Here is a 17,481-nt window from a genome sequence, read left to right on the forward strand (position 1 = left end):
GCAGGCTGAACATGCTACGGACGTGGCGAAGGCGCGTAAAATCGGTCGAGAGTGGCTGCGCCGAATGGTTGAACGAAGTCCAAGGATCAGCGCGTGAAGGAAAAAGACCGGCGATCGAAGAACGCATCGGTGACGGCGGCAAAAAGCCGGGGCGCCGAGGCGCGCGGCGGCCGCCACGACCAACGGCTGCCGCCCGCAAAAGGCGCCGGGCCCAGGACGAAGGGGGGGGCCAGGGCGAAGACCGGGCCCAAGACAGCGGCAGGAGGGCCGCCCCCGGAAACGGCGCCGCGCAAGGGCGAGCGGCCGTCCGTCCAGGAGAGTGCTCCGACGCGGCGCATCGAGCCGAGAAGCGGCGAGAAGCCGGCCGAGAGGGTGCCGCTTATCCTCGAGACCGCCGCTGCTGCGGGCTATCACCTGGTCGACAGCGGTGATGGGGAGAAGCTCGAACAATACGGTCCCTATCGTATCGTCCGCCCCGAGGCACAGGCGCTTTGGCCGAAGGCCCTGCCGGCATCGATATGGGAGCGGGCCGATGCCGTCTTCACCGGCGATACCGAAGAGGACGGCATGGGGCGTTGGCGTTTTCCGGGCGAGGTGCTCGGCGAGACCTGGCCGATGCAGCTCCTCGATACGGATTTCCTCGGCCGGTTCACCTCCTTCCGCCATGTCGGCGTCTTTCCGGAACAGCTCGCCCACTGGTCGTGGATGCGCGACCAGGTAGCCGCAGCCGGCCGGCCTCTGAAGGTTCTCAATCTATTCGGCTATACCGGCGTCGCCTCGCTGATCGCCGCCAAGGCGGGCGCGGAGGTCACGCATGTCGATGCCTCCAAAAAGGCGATCGGCTGGGCGCGCGAGAACCAGGTCCTGGCGCGCGCCGAGACATTGCCGATCCGCTGGATCTGCGACGACGCCATGAAGTTCATCCAACGCGAGGAGCGGCGGGGCAGCCGTTACGACATCATCCTCGCCGACCCGCCGAAGTTCGGCCGCGGTCCGAACGGCGAAGTATGGCAATTGTTCGATCACCTGGCCGCGATGCTGGACATCTGCCGCGAGATCCTGTCGCCGGACGCCCGGGGCCTCGTGCTCACCGCCTATTCGATCCGGGCGAGCTTCTATTCGATCCACGAGCTCATGCGCGAGACCATGCGCGGGCGTGGCGGTCGGGTGGAATCGGGCGAACTCATCATCCGCGAGGGCGGCCTCGACGGCACTGCACCGGGCCGCGCACTCTCCACCTCTCTCTTCAGCCGCTGGGTGCCGAAATGATCAACGAAAGAAGCGACCACGGCACGGCACGCGTCGGGCAGGTGAAGGAGGTCACCAGCCTCACCAATCCGATCGTCAAGGATATCCGGGCCCTGACGCAGAAGAAGCATCGCGACGAGACGCGCTCCTTCATGGCCGAGGGGCTGAAGCTCGTCATCGACGCGCTCGATCTCGGCTGGAAGATCAAGACGCTCGTCTATGCCAAGGCGGCGAAGGGCAAGCCTCAGGTCGAGCAGGTGGCCGCGAAAACGGTCGCCAGAGGCGGGCTCGTCCTCGAAGTCAACGAGAAGGTGATCTCCACCATCACACGACGCGACAATCCGCAGATGGTCGTCGGCATCTTCGAGCAGCGCTACTCTCCGCTCAAGGATATTCGTCCCCAGGAGGGGGAGACCTATGTGGCGCTCGACCGCGTGCGCGACCCGGGCAATCTCGGCACCATCATCCGCACCGCCGACGCGGCCGGGGCTTCCGGGATAATCCTGGTCGGCGAAACCACGGATCCCTTTTCGCTCGAGACCGTGCGGGCAACCATGGGTTCGGTTTTCGCCATGCCGATCGCGCGGGCGAATACGGAGGATTTCATACGCTGGCAGAGAGCGGCCGGCGTTCAGGTGGTCGCGACCCATCTGGCGGGTTCCGTCGACTATCGCACGATCGACTACAAATCGAAGCCGGTCGTGCTTCTGATGGGCAATGAACAGGCGGGCCTGCCGGTGGAACTCGCGCGCGAGGCTGGCGCACTCGCCCGCATTCCGCAGGCGGGGCGTGCCGATTCGCTCAATCTCGCCATCGCGACCGGCATCATGCTGTTCGAGGCTCGGCGCCACCTCCTGTCTCTGGATGGCGGCCGATGAAGGAGGAGCAGACACTTTTCTCGCGGCCGCTCCCGATCGCGCTCTTCATTCTGGTCGCGCTCGCCGCCGACCAGTTCGTCAAATATCTGGTGGAGGCGTATCTGCCGTTCCAACAGGGCGTGCCGGTCGTGCCGATGCTCGCCCTCTACCGAACCTACAATTACGGCGTCGCCTTCTCGATGCTCTCCGGCATGGAGGGGTGGTTCATCGTCGGCATCCGGCTGGCGGTCGTCACCTTCGTGCTCTGGCTGTGGCGCCGCACGCCGAAGGACCGGTTCTTCGCCCATCTGGGCTACGCGATGATCATTGCCGGGGCGCTCGGCAATCTCGTCGACCGGCTGCTCTTCGGCTATGTCATCGACTATATCCTGTTCTACACGGCCACCTGGTCCTTTGCCGTCTTCAACCTTGCGGACAGTTTCATCACCGTCGGCGCCGGCGCGATCATTCTCGATGAACTGCTGCAGGCGAAAAAGGAGCGTTCCCTAAAACTTTAGGCGTCGGCTGAAGGCATTCGGAAGGCTTGCCGTGCTAGTCCGCGGGCATGAGCGAGCGGATGTTTCGAGAGCGGATGAGGGCTGGCGCGGACACGGGGTCGGGAGCCGGCAGGACGGCATCAGCGGCACCCACGGTGAAGCTCGGCGCCGCCGTCATCTGGCAGCGCCGGTCGTTGGGCTACCCCTCGGCAGGGCCGCCGGTCGCGCGCATCGCCTATGCTCTCGCCGGCATCGTTGCCGCAATGCTGCTCCTCGCCGTCGGTGCGAGCGCGGGTCTGCACCTGCTGCCGGCGATCATCGCGGCTGGCGGCATGGCCGGCGCCTTCCTGCTCTTGTCCGGCCGCGACGAGGCGTCCGGGAAATGGGTCGTCGGTGCCGGCGAGACTGCGCAGGACCCCGCACGGCAAGGCATTGAACCCGCGGCGCTTGCGACGATCCATGACGCCATGGGCGATCTCGCCATCGTCCGCGACCCTGATGGCAGGATCATGCAGGCCAATGGCGCCTTCCATGAGCTTTGCGGATGCGGGGACGCGCGAGGGCTGACCTGCGCGGAGCTGGGACTGCGCTTCGAGCCGAAGCCGGGCCCAGACCGCTACTTTGTGCATATCTATACGCCCGCGGGCACGCGGCTCTACGACTGGCACGACGTGCATGTCCGCGACCCGGCGCGCGGCCGGTTGATGCGCCACAGCATCGCTCGCGATGTTACCGAGGAAATGCTGGCAGCAAGCCGGAGGGAGGAGGCGCGGCGGCGCGCCGAGGAGGCGAGCCGGGCGAAGTCCCGTCTGCTCGCCACCGTCAGTCACGAAATCCGTACCCCGCTCTCCGGCATCCTCGGCATGAGCCGGCTGCTTGCCGAGACGCGGTTGTCGGAAGAGCAGAAGAACTATCTCGCCGGCATGCAGCAGTCCGGCCACACCCTCGTTCAACTGGTCGAGGACCTGATCGATTTTTCGTCGCTTGCCGCCGGACGGTTCCAGCTGCGCCCGTCGCAGGAGGATCTGCGCCAGACAGTCGAGAACGTGGTCGAGATGCTTTCGCCCCGCGCGCACGAGAAGAACATCGAGATCGGCGCAACGGTCGCCATCGAGGTACCGGAGCGGATGCTCTTCGATGCGGCGCGCCTGCGCCAGGTGCTGTTCAACGTGGTCGGCAACGCGGTGAAATTCACCGAGAAGGGCGGCGTCTTCGTCTCCGTCGATATCGAGAACGGCTCCATGCGCATCCGGATCGACGATAGCGGCCCCGGCATGTCCGCCGACGAGCTCGCGCGCGTTTTCGAAGAGTTCGAGCAGGCAGGCGATGACGCCCAGCGTGCCAAAGGCACCGGGCTCGGCCTCGCGATATCCCGGCGGATCATGGAGGCCTTCGGCGGCAGCCTGACCGCCACGAGCATGTCCGGCGAGGGAAGCCGGTTCGAGATCCGCTTCCCGATGGCTGGCGCCGGTCTCTCGACCGTTCCCGTTCGGCGCGGCATTCTGGCGGGTGCACAGGTGCTTGTCATGGCGCCCGAGGGGCCCTCCTCGGCCGCGCTTGCCGCCACGATCCAGACGCTGGGCGGTACGTGCCACCGGGCTTCGACACTTGCAATCGCAGAACGGGTCGTGGCCGGCGCGCTCGGCAATCGGCTGCCGCTGACGGATGTCATCGTCGATCACCGTCATGCGGCGCAGTTTCGCGAGCTTCTTGCTCGCGAGCCGGCGATCGCCGGCGTGCGTTTGCGCAGAACCTATCTCATCAGCCCCGAGGAGCGCGCAAGCCATCCGGTGAGCCGGCTCGGCGGATATGAGGCCTGGCTGATCCGCCCGCTTCGAGAGAGATCGCTGGTCGAGGTGCTGCTCGGGCGGCTCAGAGGAATGGAGAAACGCGACGCGATCAACGACAACAGACCGGTGCTGCGGGAGGAGCCGGCGTCGATGGTCGCGACGGCGGACATTCGCGCCATCCTGCTTGCCGAGGACGACCCTGTGAATGCACTCGTCCTGCGGTCGGTTCTCAGCCGTACCGGGCGTGCCGTCGATCATGTCGGGGACTTCAAGACGCTCGAAGCCGCACTCCGCTCGGCCGGTTCCGCCCCGCCGCCGCTGATCGTCACCGACCTCAACATGCCGGGCGGAGATGGTCTCGACGTGCTCCGGCGTCTTCGTGAAGCGGAGGCCGCGGGAGGCAGGCGGCGGGTGCCGGTCCTCGTCCTGACCGCGGACGCGCGCGGCGATCTCGATGAGCGCCTTCGAGCCGCGGGAGCGGACGCCGTGCTGGCGAAACCCGCCGACCCGCAGCGGCTCCTTGCCGAAGTCACCCGCCTCATGGACCCCGTTACGAATTAGAATCCCTCGCTTCGGGGCACCGGGCCGCGTCGGGGTTGTATACGGCCCTGGTGTCACTATGTTGTTGCAGAAACGTGGTCTAAGCCCGGCAGCAATGACGGTTCGGGATGACACGATATGACGATCGAACTTCTGGATTCGATGGGCGTGGTTGACACCTCCAATGCTTACATCCGCAAGGCAGTTGCGGCTCCGGCTGGCGATGTTCTCGGACGGATCGCCAATCTCGAGACCCGCCTTGCCCGTTCGGCAGCCGAGGTCGATGCGGCGCAGGCAGTCCGCTACAGGGTGTTCGTCGAGGAGATGAAGGCGCAGGTGGCGCCCGAGGCCGGCCGACGCAAGCGCGACATCGACAGCTGGGATGCGATCTGCGACCACCTGCTGGTCCTCGATACATCCATCGAGGGCGATGCGGAGGAGCAGATCGTCGGAACCTACCGCCTGCTGCGCCAGGACGTTGCCGAGCGGACCGGCGGCTTCTACTCGGCCTCGGAGTTTGCGATAGGCGAACTTCTCTCGCGTCATCCCGACAAGCGCTTCATGGAACTCGGACGTTCCTGCGTGCTGCCGGAATATCGCACCAGGCGCACGGTCGAACTGCTGTGGCAGGGCAATTGGGCCTATGCGCTGAAGCACGGGATCGATGCGATGTTCGGCTGCGGTTCGTTTCCGGGCGTGGTTCCCGAAGAGCACGCGCTCGCGCTCTCCTTTCTGCATCATAACGTCCGGGTCCGGGACGAGTGGGCGGTTTCCGCCCGGCCGGAGCTCTACCGGACGATGGATCTGATGCCTCCGGAGGCGATCAACCCGAAGAAAGCGCTCGCGGCGCTTCCGCCGCTGATCAAGGGCTATATGCGGCTCGGTGCGATGGTCGGCGAGGGGGCGGTGGTCGATCAAGCGTTCCGCACCACCGACGTTCTGATCGTCCTGCCGATCAGCAATATTTCCGGGCGTTACCTGAACTATTACGGCGCCGATGCGGGGCGTTTCTCCTCGTCGGTGTCCTGATCGTCTATCGCCGCACCTCGAATTTTCATGACGGAAGCATATTGAACCATAAAGGAGAACATTCGCCGCTCTGCCTGCGAGGGTAGCTCCGCGAGCAAATCTCGACTTTTCATCACGAACGAAATTGGTCAGCCATGATACATTGAGCCCGCCTCCGTTCCCGGGAAGCGGGCTCTTGTTTTGAGCGCTCGCGCGATCTTGAGGCTTGCTCCAACCATAGCCTGGCGACGCGCAACAGCCGAAGTGTCAGCAGCTTTCCGGCTTTCCGCCGACCCGCGTCACGTCCCGGCGTTATAGGCAGCGATCGCGGCCAGGTTGACGAGGTCGGAGTCCTTTGCCGACATGGAGGCGATCTGGACCGACTTGTCGAGGCCGACCAGCAGCGGGCCGATCACGGTCGAGCCGCCCAGCTCCTGGAGCATCTTCGTCGAGATCGAGGCCGAGTGGAAAGCCGGCATGACGAGCACGTTCGCGGTGCCGGAAAGCCTGCAGAACGGATACTGCTCCATCACCCGCGCATTGAGTGCCACGTCGGCGGCCATTTCGCCGTCATATTCGAAATCCACGCGGCGCCGGTCGAGGATCTTTACCGCCTCGCGTACCCGCTCCGAGCGTTCGCCGGAAGGGTGGCCGAAGGTCGAATAGGCGAGCATCGCCACCCGCGGGACATAGCCCAGCCGCTTGGCGAGGCCGGCCGCTTCCTCGGCAATATCCGCCAGCTCCTCGGACGTCGGCATGTCGTGCACCGCGGTATCGGCGACGAGCACCGTACGGCCGCGGCAGAGCGCAATGGACACGCCGATCACCCGGTGGCCGGGCTTTGGGTCGATGCAGCGGCGCACGTCTTCGAGCGCGGTCGAATAGTTGCGCGTAAGGCCCGTCACCATACCGTCCGCATCGCCGAGCGCCACCATCGAGGCGGCGAAATGGTTGCGGTCGGTATTGATCAGACGCTGCACGTCGCGGAAGAGATAGCCCTTCCGCTGCAGGCGCGAATAGAGGAAATCGGTATAGGCGCCGACGCGCTTCGACAGGCGCGCATTGACGATCTGAATGCCGGCACGGTCGAGGTCGATGCCTTCGCGCTCGGCCGTTTCGCGCATCACTTCCTCGCGCCCGAGCAGGAGCGCCGTGCCGAGTTGCTGGTTGGCATAGGCGATCGCCGAGCGCATCATCTGCACTTCCTCGCCTTCGGCAAAGACGATCCGCTTCGGCTGGCGGCGAACGCGCTCGACGATGCGCTGCAGCGTCGAGGCGATCGGGTCGCGCCGCGCCGAAAGCTGCTGTCCATAGGCCTTGAGGTCCTCGATCGGCTTGCGGGCGACGCCCGTCTCCATGGCCGCCTTTGCAACAGCCATCGGGATCGCCGATATGAGGCGCGGATCGAAGGGGACGGGAATGATATATTGCGGCCCGAAACGCGGGCGGTTGCCCTGATAGGCAGCGGCGACGTCGTCCGGAACGTCTTCCTTGGCGAGATTGGCGAGCGCTTCCGCCGCGGCGATTTTCATCGCATCGTTGATCGTCGAGGCGCGCACGTCGAGCGCGCCGCGGAAGATATAGGGGAAGCCGAGAACATTGTTGACCTGGTTCGGATAATCCGAGCGGCCGGTCGCGACGATCGCGTCGTCGCGGATCAGGGCCACTTCTTCAGGCGTGATTTCCGGATCGGGATTGGCCATGGCGAAGATGATCGGCCGTGCGCCCATGGAGCGGACCATGTCGGCGGAAAGCGCGCCCTTGGCCGAAAGGCCGAAGAATACGTCGGCGCCGTCAAGTGCCTCGGCGAGCGTCCTGCGGTCGGTCTCGACCGCATGGGCGGACTTCCACTGGTTCATGCCGTCGGTACGGCCCTTGTAGATGACCCCCTTGGTATCGCAGAGGATGATGTTCGCCGGGTTGAAGCCCATCGCCTTGATGAGCTCGATGCAGGCGATCGCCGCCGCGCCCGCGCCGTTGCAGACGAGCTTGGCCGTCTTGAAGTCGCGGCCGGTCAGGGTCAGCGCATTGACGAGGCCTGCCGCGGCGATGATCGCGGTGCCGTGCTGGTCGTCATGGAAGACGGGAATGTCCATGACTTCGCGCAGCCGCTGCTCGATGATGAAACAGTCCGGCGCCCTGATGTCCTCGAGATTGATTCCGCCGAAGGAGGGACCGAGAAAGCGGACGCAGTTGATGAATTCGTCGACGTTTTCGGTATCCACCTCGAGGTCGATCGAATCGACGTCGGCGAAGCGCTTGAAGAGGACGGACTTGCCCTCCATGACGGGCTTCGAGGCGAGTGCGCCGAGATTGCCGAGGCCGAGGATCGCCGTGCCGTTGGAAATCACCGCAACCATGTTGCCGCGAGCCGTGTAGTCGTATGCCGTCGCCGGATCGTCGGCGATCGCCTTGACTGGAACGGCGACCCCGGGCGAATAGGCAAGCGAAAGGTCGCGCTGCGTCGCCATCGGCTTGGTCGGCGAGATTTCCAGTTTTCCGGGGCGACCTTGAGAGTGAAAATCGAGCGCTTCCTGCGCCGTGACGCTGGTCATTGCGCGGTCGGTCTTGTCGATACCCGGCATGTTTCCTCAACCTCCTGTGGGCGACCCTCCTGGTCAGCCTCTTTGTTGTTGTCGTCTATAAATGCTTGCGGATAGTGTGACATCTCTTTTTTTGGAACAATCATGAATTTCCTGATGGATGCATCGAACCGTTCGGGCGACGTCCTTTCCGTGTCCGATCTCGCAAGCGAGGAGAGCCGCTCCACTGCCACGCCGATGATGGAGCAGTTCATCGAGATCAAGGCGAACAATCCGGATTCGCTCCTGTTCTACCGCATGGGCGATTTCTACGAGCTGTTCTTCCAGGATGCGGTCGAGGCCTCGCGCGCGCTCGGTATCACGCTGACGAAACGCGGCCAGCACATGGGGCAGGAAATTCCGATGTGCGGCGTGCCGGTGCATGCGGCCGACGATTACCTGCAGAAGCTGATCGCATCCGGCTACCGTGTCGCCGTCTGCGAACAGGTGGAGGACCCGGCCGAAGCGAAGAAGCGCGGCAGCAAATCGGTCGTGCGCCGCGATGTCGTGCGCCTGGTGACGCCGGGAACGATCACCGAGGAGAAGCTGCTCTCGCCTTCGGAATCGAACTATCTGATGGCGCTGGCGCGCATCAGGAGCGGCTCGGAGCCGGCCTACGCCCTTGCCTGGATCGACATTTCGACGGGCATCTTCCGCCTCGCCGAGACGGCGGAGAGCCGCCTGCTCGCCGACATATTGCGCATCGAACCGCGCGAGCTGATCGTGCCCGACACCGTGTTTCACGATCCCGATCTCAGGGCCGTCTTCGACGTGCTCGGGCGCGTCGCGGTGCCGCAGCCGGCCGTCCTCTTCGACAGCGCGACGGCGGAGGGGCGCATATCGCGCTATTACGGCGTCGGGACGCTCGACGGTTTCGGCAGCTTCTCGCGCGCCGAGCTCGCGGCCGCTTCGGCGGCGGTCTCCTATGTCGAGAAAACCCAGCTCCAGGAGCGCCCGGCGCTGGGCATTCCGGAAAGGGAAAGCGCCGCCTCGACACTCTTCATCGATCCGGCGACCCGCGCCAATCTGGAGCTCGCCAAGACGCTTTTCGGCTCCCGCGAAGGCAGCCTGCTCAAGTCGCTCGACCGTACGATGACGAGCGGGGGCGCCAGGCTGCTCGCCGAAAGGCTGATGTCGCCTCTGACCGACCCGGAGCGGATCAACCAGCGGCTCGATTCGATCGAGGTGCTGGCCGATCAGCCGCGGTTTACGACGGATGTTCGCGACGCTCTTCGCAGGGCGCCGGACATGCCGCGGGCCCTGTCGCGGCTCGCGCTCGGCCGCGGCGGCCCTCGCGATCTCGGTGCCATCCAGGCCGGCATGCGGGCCGCGGCGGCGATATCGGCGCTCCTTACGGGCGCCGAGCTCTCGGCGGAATTGACCGAAGCGCGCAACACGATCGCGGCCTTGCCGGGGGAATTGCTCGCGCGCCTCGACGCAACCCTTGCCGAGGAACTGCCGCTTCTGAAACGCGACGGCGGCTTCGTCCGCGAGGGCGCGAGCGCCGAACTCGACGAGATGCGGGCGCTGCGCGATCAGTCGCGCCGCGTGGTCGCAGGGCTGCAGCTGCAATATTGCGAAGAAACCGGCATCAAGTCGCTGAAGATCAAGCACAACAACGTGCTGGGGTACTTCATCGAGGTGACCGCCGGCAACGCCGGATCGATGACCGACACCGATGCCGGCCGCGCCCGCTTCATTCATCGCCAGACCATGGCGAATGCGATGCGCTTTACCACGACCGAGCTTGCCGAGCTCGAAACGAAGATCGCCAATGCCGCGGACCGGGCGCTGGCGATCGAGGTCGAGACCTTCGAGGCCATGACGCGCGAGGTGGTCGCCGAGGCCGAGGCGATCAAGGCGGCAGCGCTGGCGCTCGCGACGATCGACGTCTCGGCCGGGCTCGCGGTGCTTGCGGAGGAGCAGAATTACACGCGCCCTACGGTCGACCGCTCGCGAATGTTCGCGATCGAGGGAGGACGCCACCCCGTCGTGGAGCAGGCCTTGCGGCGCCAGGCTGCCAATCCTTTCGTCGCCAACGGCTGCGATCTTTCTCCGCCGAACGGCGAGCAGGGCGGCGCGATCTGGCTCCTCACCGGTCCCAACATGGGCGGCAAGTCGACTTTCCTGCGCCAGAACGCGCTGATCGCGATCATGGCCCAGACGGGATCCTTCGTGCCCGCGGCCGCCGCGCATATCGGCGTGGTCGACCGGCTCTTCTCGCGCGTCGGCGCTTCGGACGATCTCGCCCGCGGGCGCTCGACCTTCATGGTCGAGATGGTCGAAACGGCGGCGATCCTCAACCAGGCGACGGACCGCTCGCTGGTGATCCTCGACGAGATCGGGCGCGGCACCGCGACCTTCGACGGCCTGTCAATCGCCTGGGCGGCGGTCGAGCATCTGCACGAGGTCAATCGCTGCCGCGGGCTCTTCGCGACCCATTTCCACGAGTTGACCGTGCTCTCCGAAAAGCTCGTGCGGCTGTCGAACGCGACCATGCGCGTCAAGGAGTGGGACGGCGACGTCATATTCCTGCACGAAGTGGGCCCGGGCGCAGCCGACCGCTCCTACGGCATCCAGGTCGCCCGCCTTGCAGGCTTGCCGCCGTCGGTCGTCGCCCGCGCGAGGGATGTGCTCGCCAAGCTCGAGGATGCCGACCGCAAGAATCCGGCGAGCCAGCTGATCGACGACCTGCCGCTGTTCCAGGTCGCCGTCCGGCGAGAGGAGGCGGCGAGGGCATCGTCGGGTCCTTCGAAGGTCGAGGAGTCCCTGAAGGCGCTCAACCCGGACGACATGACGCCGCGCGAGGCGCTCGACGCGCTTTACGCGCTCAAGAAGGAGCTTTCCAACCGCTGATTTCGCCGGGCTATTTCCCCTGTCATTCGGCCGGCAAAAGGGCTATACAGCGGCGCTTGCAACAAATGATCTAAGTCGGACAGGACGCCCCTCGGCACTTCATGGCCAGACACCAAACCTCCTTTCCCGAAATCCTGGACGTGTCGGCGCTTCGGGCCAGGTGCGACTTCATCGCCTCCGCTCATGCCGAACAGCGCGAACCGATGCGCCGGGCCTTGCTTGCGGCCTTCAAGGAGGCAAATGTCGCGGGCCGCGCAAAAGCGCGCGAACTGCTCGCCGCAGACGGCGCAGGAATAAAATGCGCGGAGCGCATCTCCTGGCTTCAGGACCAGCTGATTACCCTCTTGCACGACTTCGTGCTGAACCAGATTTTCGACGCCGCGAAGGCTCCCGAGGCTTCGCGCATCGCGGTCACCGCCGTCGGTGGCTACGGCCGCGGAACGCTCGCGCCCGGCTCGGATATCGACCTGCTCTTCCTCCTGCCCGCCAAGAAGGCGGTCTGGGCGGAGCCGGCGATCGAATTCATGCTCTATATCCTGTGGGACCTCGGCTTCAAGGTCGGCCACGCAACGCGAACGATCGAGGAATGCATCCGCCTGTCGCGTGCAGACATGACCATCCGCACGGCAATCCTCGAATGCCGCTATGTCTGCGGGTCCGCGGTCTTGGCGAACGAACTCGAAACGCGCTTCGACCACGAGATCGTCCGCAATACCGGCCCGGAATTCATTGCCGCCAAGCTCGCAGAGCGGGACGAGCGCCATCGCAAGGCGGGCGACACGCGCTACCTCGTCGAGCCGAATGTCAAGGAAAGCAAGGGCGGCTTGCGCGACCTGCACACGCTCTTCTGGATTTCGAAATATTTCTACCGCGTCAAGGACTCCGCCGATCTCGTCAAGCTCGGCGTGCTTTCGAAGCAGGAGTACAAGCTCTTCCAGAAGGCCGAGGATTTTCTCTGGGCGGTGCGCTGCCACATGCATTTCCTGACCGGCAAGGCGGAGGAGCGCCTCTCATTCGACATCCAGCGCGAGATCGCCGAGGCGCTCGGCTATCACGATCACCCCGGGCTCTCGGCGGTCGAACGCTTCATGAAGCACTACTTCCTGGTGGCCAAGGACGTCGGCGACCTGACCCGCATCTTCTGCTCGGCGCTGGAGGACCAGCAGGCCAAGGACACGCCCGGGATAACGGGCGTCATAAGCCGCTTCCGCAATCGCGTCCGCAAGATCGCGGGCACGCTCGATTTCGTCGATGACGGCGGGCGCATCGCACTTGCGAGCACCGACGTGTTCAAGCGCGACCCGGTAAACCTCATGCGCCTGTTCCACATCGCCGACATCAACGGGCTCGAATTTCATCCGGCGGCGCTGAAGCAGGTGACCCGTTCTTTGAGCCTGATCACGCCCCACTTGCGCGAAAACGAAGAGGCCAACCGGCTCTTCCTGTCGATACTTACCTCGCGGCGCAATCCGGAACTGATCCTTCGCCGGATGAATGAAGCGGGGGTGCTCGGCCGTTTCATTCCCGAATTCGGCAAGATCGTCTCGATGATGCAGTTCAACATGTATCACCACTATACGGTGGACGAGCATCTCCTGCGCTCGGTCGACGTCCTCTCCCGCATCGAGCGGGGCCTGGAGGAGGAGGCGCATCCCCTGACGGCGATGCTGATGCCTGGCATCGAGGACCGCGAGGCGCTCTACGTCGCCGTTCTGCTGCACGACATCGCCAAGGGCCGCCCGGAGGATCATTCGGTGGCCGGCGCCAAGGTCGCGCGAAAGCTTTGCCCGCGCTTCAGGCTGACCCCGAAACAGACGGAAATGGTGGTCTGGCTGGTCGAGGAACATCTGACCATGTCGATGGTCGCGCAGACCCGCGACCTTAACGACCGCAAGACCATCGTCGATTTCGCCGAACGGGTCCAATCCCTCGAACGACTGAAGATGCTGCTCATCCTCACCGTCTGCGACATCCGCGCCGTCGGGCCCGGCGTCTGGAACGGCTGGAAGGGCCAGCTCCTGCGCACGCTCTACTACGAGACCGAGCTTCTGCTCTCGGGCGGCTTTTCGGAACTGTCGCGCAAGGAGCGGGCGAAGCACGCCGCCCATATGCTGGAGGAGGCGCTCGCCGACTGGCCGAAGAAAGAGCGCCAGGCTTATGTGCGGCTGCATTACCAGCCCTATCTTCTGACCGTGGCGCTCGAGGAGCAGGTGCGTCATGCGGGCTTCATCCGTGAGGCGGACAATGCGGGCCGGACGCTCGCGACCATGGTGCGGACCCATGACTTCCACGCCATCACCGAAATCACGGTGCTGTCGCCCGACCATCCGCGCCTGCTGACCGTCATCGCCGGTGCTTGCGCCGCGGCTGGCGCCAACATCGTCGGCGCGCAGATCCACACGACATCGGACGGCCGGGCGCTCGATACCATTCTCGTCAACCGCGAGTTCTCGGTCGCCGAGGACGAGACGCGCCGGGCGGCAAGCATCGGCAAGCTGATCGAGGACGTGCTCTCCGGCCGCAAGAGGCTGCCCGAGGTGATCGCCAGCCGGACGCGTGTGAAGAAGCGCAGCAGGGCCTTCACCGTGACGCCGGAGGTGACCATCAGCAATACGCTGTCGAACAAGTTCACCGTCATCGAGGTCGAAGGCCTCGACCGGACCGGTCTGCTTTCCGAAGTGACCGCGGTGCTGTCAGACCTGTCGCTCGACATCGCCTCGGCCCATATCACCACCTTCGGCGAAAAGGTGATCGACACCTTCTACGTCACCGATCTGGTCGGCTCGAAGATCACCAGCGAGAACCGGCAGATGAACATCGCGGCGCGCCTCAAGGCGGTACTGGCGGGCGAGGTGGACGAAGCGCGCGAGCGCATGCCCTCCGGCATCATTGCGCCGACCCCTGTGTCCCGCGTACCCCACGGTTCCAAAACGACAAAAGCCGAAACATGAGTCTGGTCAAGAAATTCGCTACCGTCGGCGGCGCAACGCTCGGAAGCCGGCTCTTCGGCTTTATCCGGGAAACCTTCATGGCGGCCGCGCTCGGCACCGGCCCGGTCGCCGACGCCTTCAACACCGCCTTCCGGCTGCCGAACACCTTTCGCAGGCTTTTTGCCGAAGGGGCGTTCAATTCGGCCTTCGTGCCGCTTTTCGCCAGGGAGATCGAGGCGCACGGCATGGAAGGCGCACGGCGCTTTTCCGAGGAGGTCTTCGGCGTCCTCTTCACCGTTCTTGTTCTGCTGACGATCGCCATGGAACTGGCGATGCCTTTCATCGTCGGGCAGTTGATCGCTCCCGGATTTGCCGACGACCCCGCGAAATTCACAAGCACCGTCACCTTCGCGACGATCATGTTTCCCTATCTCGCCTGCATGTCGCTGGCGGCAATGATGGCGGGCATGCTCAATTCGCTGCACCGCTATTTCGCGGCAGCCATCGCGCCGGTCTTCCTGAACTTCATCCTGATCGGCGTGCTGGCCTATGCCTGGTACAGCGGCCAGGATGCGGTCGCGGTCGGCTATGATCTCTCCTGGGGGGTGCTGGCCGCGGGCCTCGTGCAACTGGCGATCGTCTGGGTCGCGGTGCGCAATGCCGGAATCCGGATCGGCTTTCGCCGACCCCGGCTGACGGCGAACGTCAAACGCCTGCTGGTGCTGGCGCTTCCCGCGGCGATCACCGGCGGCATCACGCAGATCAACCTCCTGATCAACACCAATATCGCTTCTGCAAAGGAAGGCGCCGTCTCGTCGCTCGTCTATGCCGACCGCATCTATCAACTGCCGCTCGGCGTCGTCGGCATTGCCGTTGCGACCGTGCTTCTGCCCGAGCTTGCGCGGGCTCTGCGCGGCGGCAATCTCAACGAGGCGGCAAACCTGCAGAACCGTTCCGTCGAATTCACGCTGTTCCTGACACTTCCCGCCGCGGCGGCACTGCTCGTCATGTCGGAGCCGATCGTCCGGCTCCTCTTCGAGCGTGGCCAGTTCTCGCCGGAATCCACCGTCGTCGTCGGGCATATTCTGGCGATCTACGGCCTCGGCCTGCCGGCCTTCGTGCTGATCAAGGCCTTCATTCCCGGTTTCTTCGCCCGCGAGGACACCCGCACGCCGATGATCTTCGCCGGAATTTCCGTGGCCGTGAACGTCTCCCTGGCGCTGACGCTCTTTCCGTCGCTTGCCGCCAGCGGCATCGCGACGGCCGAAATCGTCGCCGGCTGGGTGAACGCCCTGCTTCTTTTCGCGACGCTCGTCTGGCGTGGGCACTGGGGGCGCGATATTCCCTTGCTGACGAGGATTCCCCGGCTGGTGATCGCCGCTGCCGTCATGGCGGCCGCGTTGCACTTTGCCGTGGATTGGCTCGCCTTGCCCCTTTCTTCCGCCGCACCGCTTGCGACCCGCGCCCTTACGCTCTGCGGCCTGATCGCCGCCGCGATGGCGATCTATTTCGCGGTCGCGTTCGGGACCGGCGGCGCAAGCCTCTCGATGATCCGCCGCAGCGTCAAACGGGGCGGACCGGCCTCGTCCGCCGAGCGGGCGAGCGAAGGGGCGGATCGGCAATGAGACAGTCGATTGCCCGCGTCGCCATCGTCGTGCCCGACTACGACGAGGGCATCGCCTTTTACTGCGGCAAGCTCGGCTTCGACCTCCTCGATGACAGCGATCTCGGCGGCGGCAAGCGCTGGGTCGTCGTGCGGCCGAAAGGTGCGGCGGAGACCGCGCTCCTGCTCGCCAGGGCCGAGGGCGAAAGGCAGCGCGCCGCGATCGGCAATCAGACCGGCGGGCGGGTCGGCTTCTTTCTGTTTACCGACGACTTCGGCCGCGATCACGCCGCCATGCTTTCGGCAGGCGTGACGTTCCTCGAGGCGCCCCGCCATGAGGTCTACGGAACCGTTGCCGTCTTCGCCGATCCCTTCGGCAATAGGTGGGATCTCCTCCAGCCCGCGTGACCATGCCTCTTGATTGCGCCCGGCCCGCCGTGCATAAGCGCGGCGGATATCAACTGGAGCCGGGCCCTCCACAAGCCCGATTGGGGACGACATGAACGAATTCAAGCCGCTCGTATTTTCCGGTGTTCAGCCGACCGGCAACCTGCATCTCGGCAATTATCTCGGCGCGATCCGCAAGTTCGTCGCCCTTCAGGAAAACAACGATTGCATCTATTGCGTCGTCGACCTGCACTCGATCACCGCGCAGCTCGTGCATGAGGACCTGCCGGGCCAGATCCGGTCGATCGCGGCGGCTTTCATCGCCTCGGGCATCGACCCCGAAAAGCACATCGTCTTCAACCAGTCGGCCGTGCCGCAGCATGCCGAGCTCGCCTGGATCTTCAACTGCGTCGCCCGCATCGGCTGGATGAACCGGATGACCCAGTTCAAGGACAAGGCCGGCAAGGACCGTGAAAACGCTTCGCTCGGCCTGCTCGCCTATCCCAGCCTGATGGCGGCCGACATCCTCGTTTATCGCGCCACCCACGTGCCCGTCGGCGACGACCAGAAGCAGCACCTGGAACTCACCCGCGACATCGCCCAGAAGTTCAACATCGACTTCATGGAGCATATTCGGACGCGGGGTTACGGCGTCGACATCGTCGTCGGAGAAGAGCCGATCCATGCCTATTTCCCCCCGGTCGAACCCCTGATCGGCGGCCCGGCACCGCGCGTCATGTCGCTGCGCGACGGCACCAAGAAGATGTCGAAATCGGATCCATCCGACCTGTCGCGGATCAATCTGATGGACGACGCCGATACGATCCTGAAGAAGATCCGCAAGGCCAAAACCGATCCGGACGCGCTTCCGAGCGAAGCGGACGGTCTTAAGGATCGACCGGAGGCCGAAAATCTCGTCGGAATTTACGCCGCGCTCGCCGACAGGTCGAAAGAAGAGGTGCTTGCCGAATTCGGCGGCCAGCAATTCTCGACCTTCAAGCCGGCTCTGGCCGACCTCGCCGTCAGCGTGCTTTCGCCGATCACGGGCGAGATGCGCCGGTTGATGGGCGATACCGCGCATATCGACGCTATCCTGCGCAAGGGCGGGGAGCGCGCCCGGGAACGCGCCGAGAAGACCATGCGCGAGGTCCGCGAAATCATCGGCTTTTTGCAGTAGTTCACG

11 protein-coding genes are annotated in these 17,481 nt (G+C 64.9%); 10 read left to right on the forward strand and 1 reads right to left on the reverse strand.

The annotated features are described in order from the left end of the window. Window positions 1–93: 93 nt before the first annotated feature. The 5 genes from AC5J09_RS14105 (at window position 94) to olsB (ending at window position 5,961) form a co-directional block, all read left to right on the forward strand. Window positions 94–1,269: a class I SAM-dependent methyltransferase gene (locus AC5J09_RS14105; RefSeq protein ID WP_494297851.1), complete on the forward strand. Its 1,176-nt coding sequence runs from the start codon at window positions 94–96 to the stop codon at window positions 1,267–1,269. Next, a complete protein-coding gene (locus AC5J09_RS14110; RefSeq protein WP_275596897.1) occupies window positions 1,266–2,126 on the forward strand; it encodes a TrmH family RNA methyltransferase in 861 nt (286 codons plus the stop codon). Before AC5J09_RS14105 ends, AC5J09_RS14110 begins: the two co-directional genes overlap by 4 nt. Continuing rightward, the gene (gene lspA / locus AC5J09_RS14115; protein ID WP_100669767.1) at window positions 2,123–2,623 is read left to right on the forward strand and encodes a signal peptidase II; all 501 of its coding nucleotides are present in this window, start codon (window positions 2,123–2,125) and stop codon (window positions 2,621–2,623) included. The genes AC5J09_RS14110 and lspA overlap by 4 nt, the downstream gene beginning before the upstream one ends. A 47-nt stretch (window positions 2,624–2,670) precedes the next feature. Further along, window positions 2,671–4,953, forward strand: coding sequence for a hybrid sensor histidine kinase/response regulator (locus AC5J09_RS14120; protein ID WP_494297852.1), 2,283 nt, complete (start codon window positions 2,671–2,673; stop codon window positions 4,951–4,953). 117 nt (window positions 4,954–5,070) lie between these two features. Further along, window positions 5,071–5,961 (forward strand): l-ornithine N(alpha)-acyltransferase, encoded by an 891-nt coding sequence (gene olsB / locus AC5J09_RS14125; protein ID WP_018093998.1) that lies wholly within the window; start codon window positions 5,071–5,073, stop codon window positions 5,959–5,961. A gap of 278 nt (window positions 5,962–6,239) precedes the next feature. Here the strand turns inward: olsB and AC5J09_RS14130 are convergent, their stop codons facing one another. Beyond that, on the reverse strand, window positions 6,240–8,525 hold the full coding sequence (locus AC5J09_RS14130; protein WP_100669765.1) for an NADP-dependent malic enzyme: 2,286 nt from the start codon (window positions 8,523–8,525) through the stop codon (window positions 6,240–6,242). A gap of 102 nt (window positions 8,526–8,627) precedes the next feature. Between AC5J09_RS14130 and mutS the strand changes: the two genes are divergently transcribed. From mutS to trpS, 5 genes are all read left to right on the forward strand, one after another. Then, a complete protein-coding gene (mutS, locus tag AC5J09_RS14135; RefSeq protein WP_494297853.1) occupies window positions 8,628–11,378 on the forward strand; it encodes a DNA mismatch repair protein MutS in 2,751 nt (916 codons plus the stop codon). A 101-nt stretch (window positions 11,379–11,479) separates the two neighbouring features. Then, window positions 11,480–14,329 (forward strand): [protein-PII] uridylyltransferase, encoded by a 2,850-nt coding sequence (locus AC5J09_RS14140; RefSeq protein WP_494297854.1) that lies wholly within the window; start codon window positions 11,480–11,482, stop codon window positions 14,327–14,329. After that, window positions 14,326–15,933, forward strand: a complete 1,608-nt coding sequence (gene murJ / locus AC5J09_RS14145; protein WP_494297855.1) for a murein biosynthesis integral membrane protein MurJ — start codon at window positions 14,326–14,328, stop codon at window positions 15,931–15,933. The genes AC5J09_RS14140 and murJ overlap by 4 nt, the downstream gene beginning before the upstream one ends. Continuing rightward, window positions 15,930–16,319: a VOC family protein gene (locus AC5J09_RS14150; protein ID WP_275596892.1), complete on the forward strand. Its 390-nt coding sequence runs from the start codon at window positions 15,930–15,932 to the stop codon at window positions 16,317–16,319. The genes murJ and AC5J09_RS14150 overlap by 4 nt, the downstream gene beginning before the upstream one ends. A 91-nt stretch (window positions 16,320–16,410) precedes the next feature. After that, window positions 16,411–17,475 carry a tryptophan--tRNA ligase gene (trpS, locus tag AC5J09_RS14155; RefSeq protein ID WP_018094004.1) on the forward strand — a complete coding sequence of 355 codons (1,065 nt, stop codon included), beginning with the start codon at window positions 16,411–16,413 and terminating at the stop codon, window positions 17,473–17,475. The last annotated feature ends 6 nt before the right edge of the window (window positions 17,476–17,481 follow it).

The organism is Sinorhizobium sp., from assembly GCF_059070375.1.

Coding starts and splice junctions, on each gene's coding strand:
- olsB (WP_018093998.1), top strand. CDS start 5,071: ATGACGATCGAACTTCTGGATTCGATGGGCGTGGTTGACACCTCCAAT.
- trpS (WP_018094004.1), top strand. CDS start 16,411: ATGAACGAATTCAAGCCGCTCGTATTTTCCGGTGTTCAGCCGACCGGC.
- AC5J09_RS14150 (WP_275596892.1), top strand. CDS start 15,930: ATGAGACAGTCGATTGCCCGCGTCGCCATCGTCGTGCCCGACTACGAC.
- lspA (WP_100669767.1), top strand. CDS start 2,123: ATGAAGGAGGAGCAGACACTTTTCTCGCGGCCGCTCCCGATCGCGCTC.
- AC5J09_RS14120 (WP_494297852.1), top strand. CDS start 2,671: ATGAGCGAGCGGATGTTTCGAGAGCGGATGAGGGCTGGCGCGGACACG.
- mutS (WP_494297853.1), top strand. CDS start 8,628: ATGAATTTCCTGATGGATGCATCGAACCGTTCGGGCGACGTCCTTTCC.
- AC5J09_RS14110 (WP_275596897.1), top strand. CDS start 1,266: ATGATCAACGAAAGAAGCGACCACGGCACGGCACGCGTCGGGCAGGTG.
- murJ (WP_494297855.1), top strand. CDS start 14,326: ATGAGTCTGGTCAAGAAATTCGCTACCGTCGGCGGCGCAACGCTCGGA.
- AC5J09_RS14140 (WP_494297854.1), top strand. CDS start 11,480: ATGGCCAGACACCAAACCTCCTTTCCCGAAATCCTGGACGTGTCGGCG.
- AC5J09_RS14130 (WP_100669765.1), bottom strand. CDS start 8,525: ATGCCGGGTATCGACAAGACCGACCGCGCAATGACCAGCGTCACGGCG.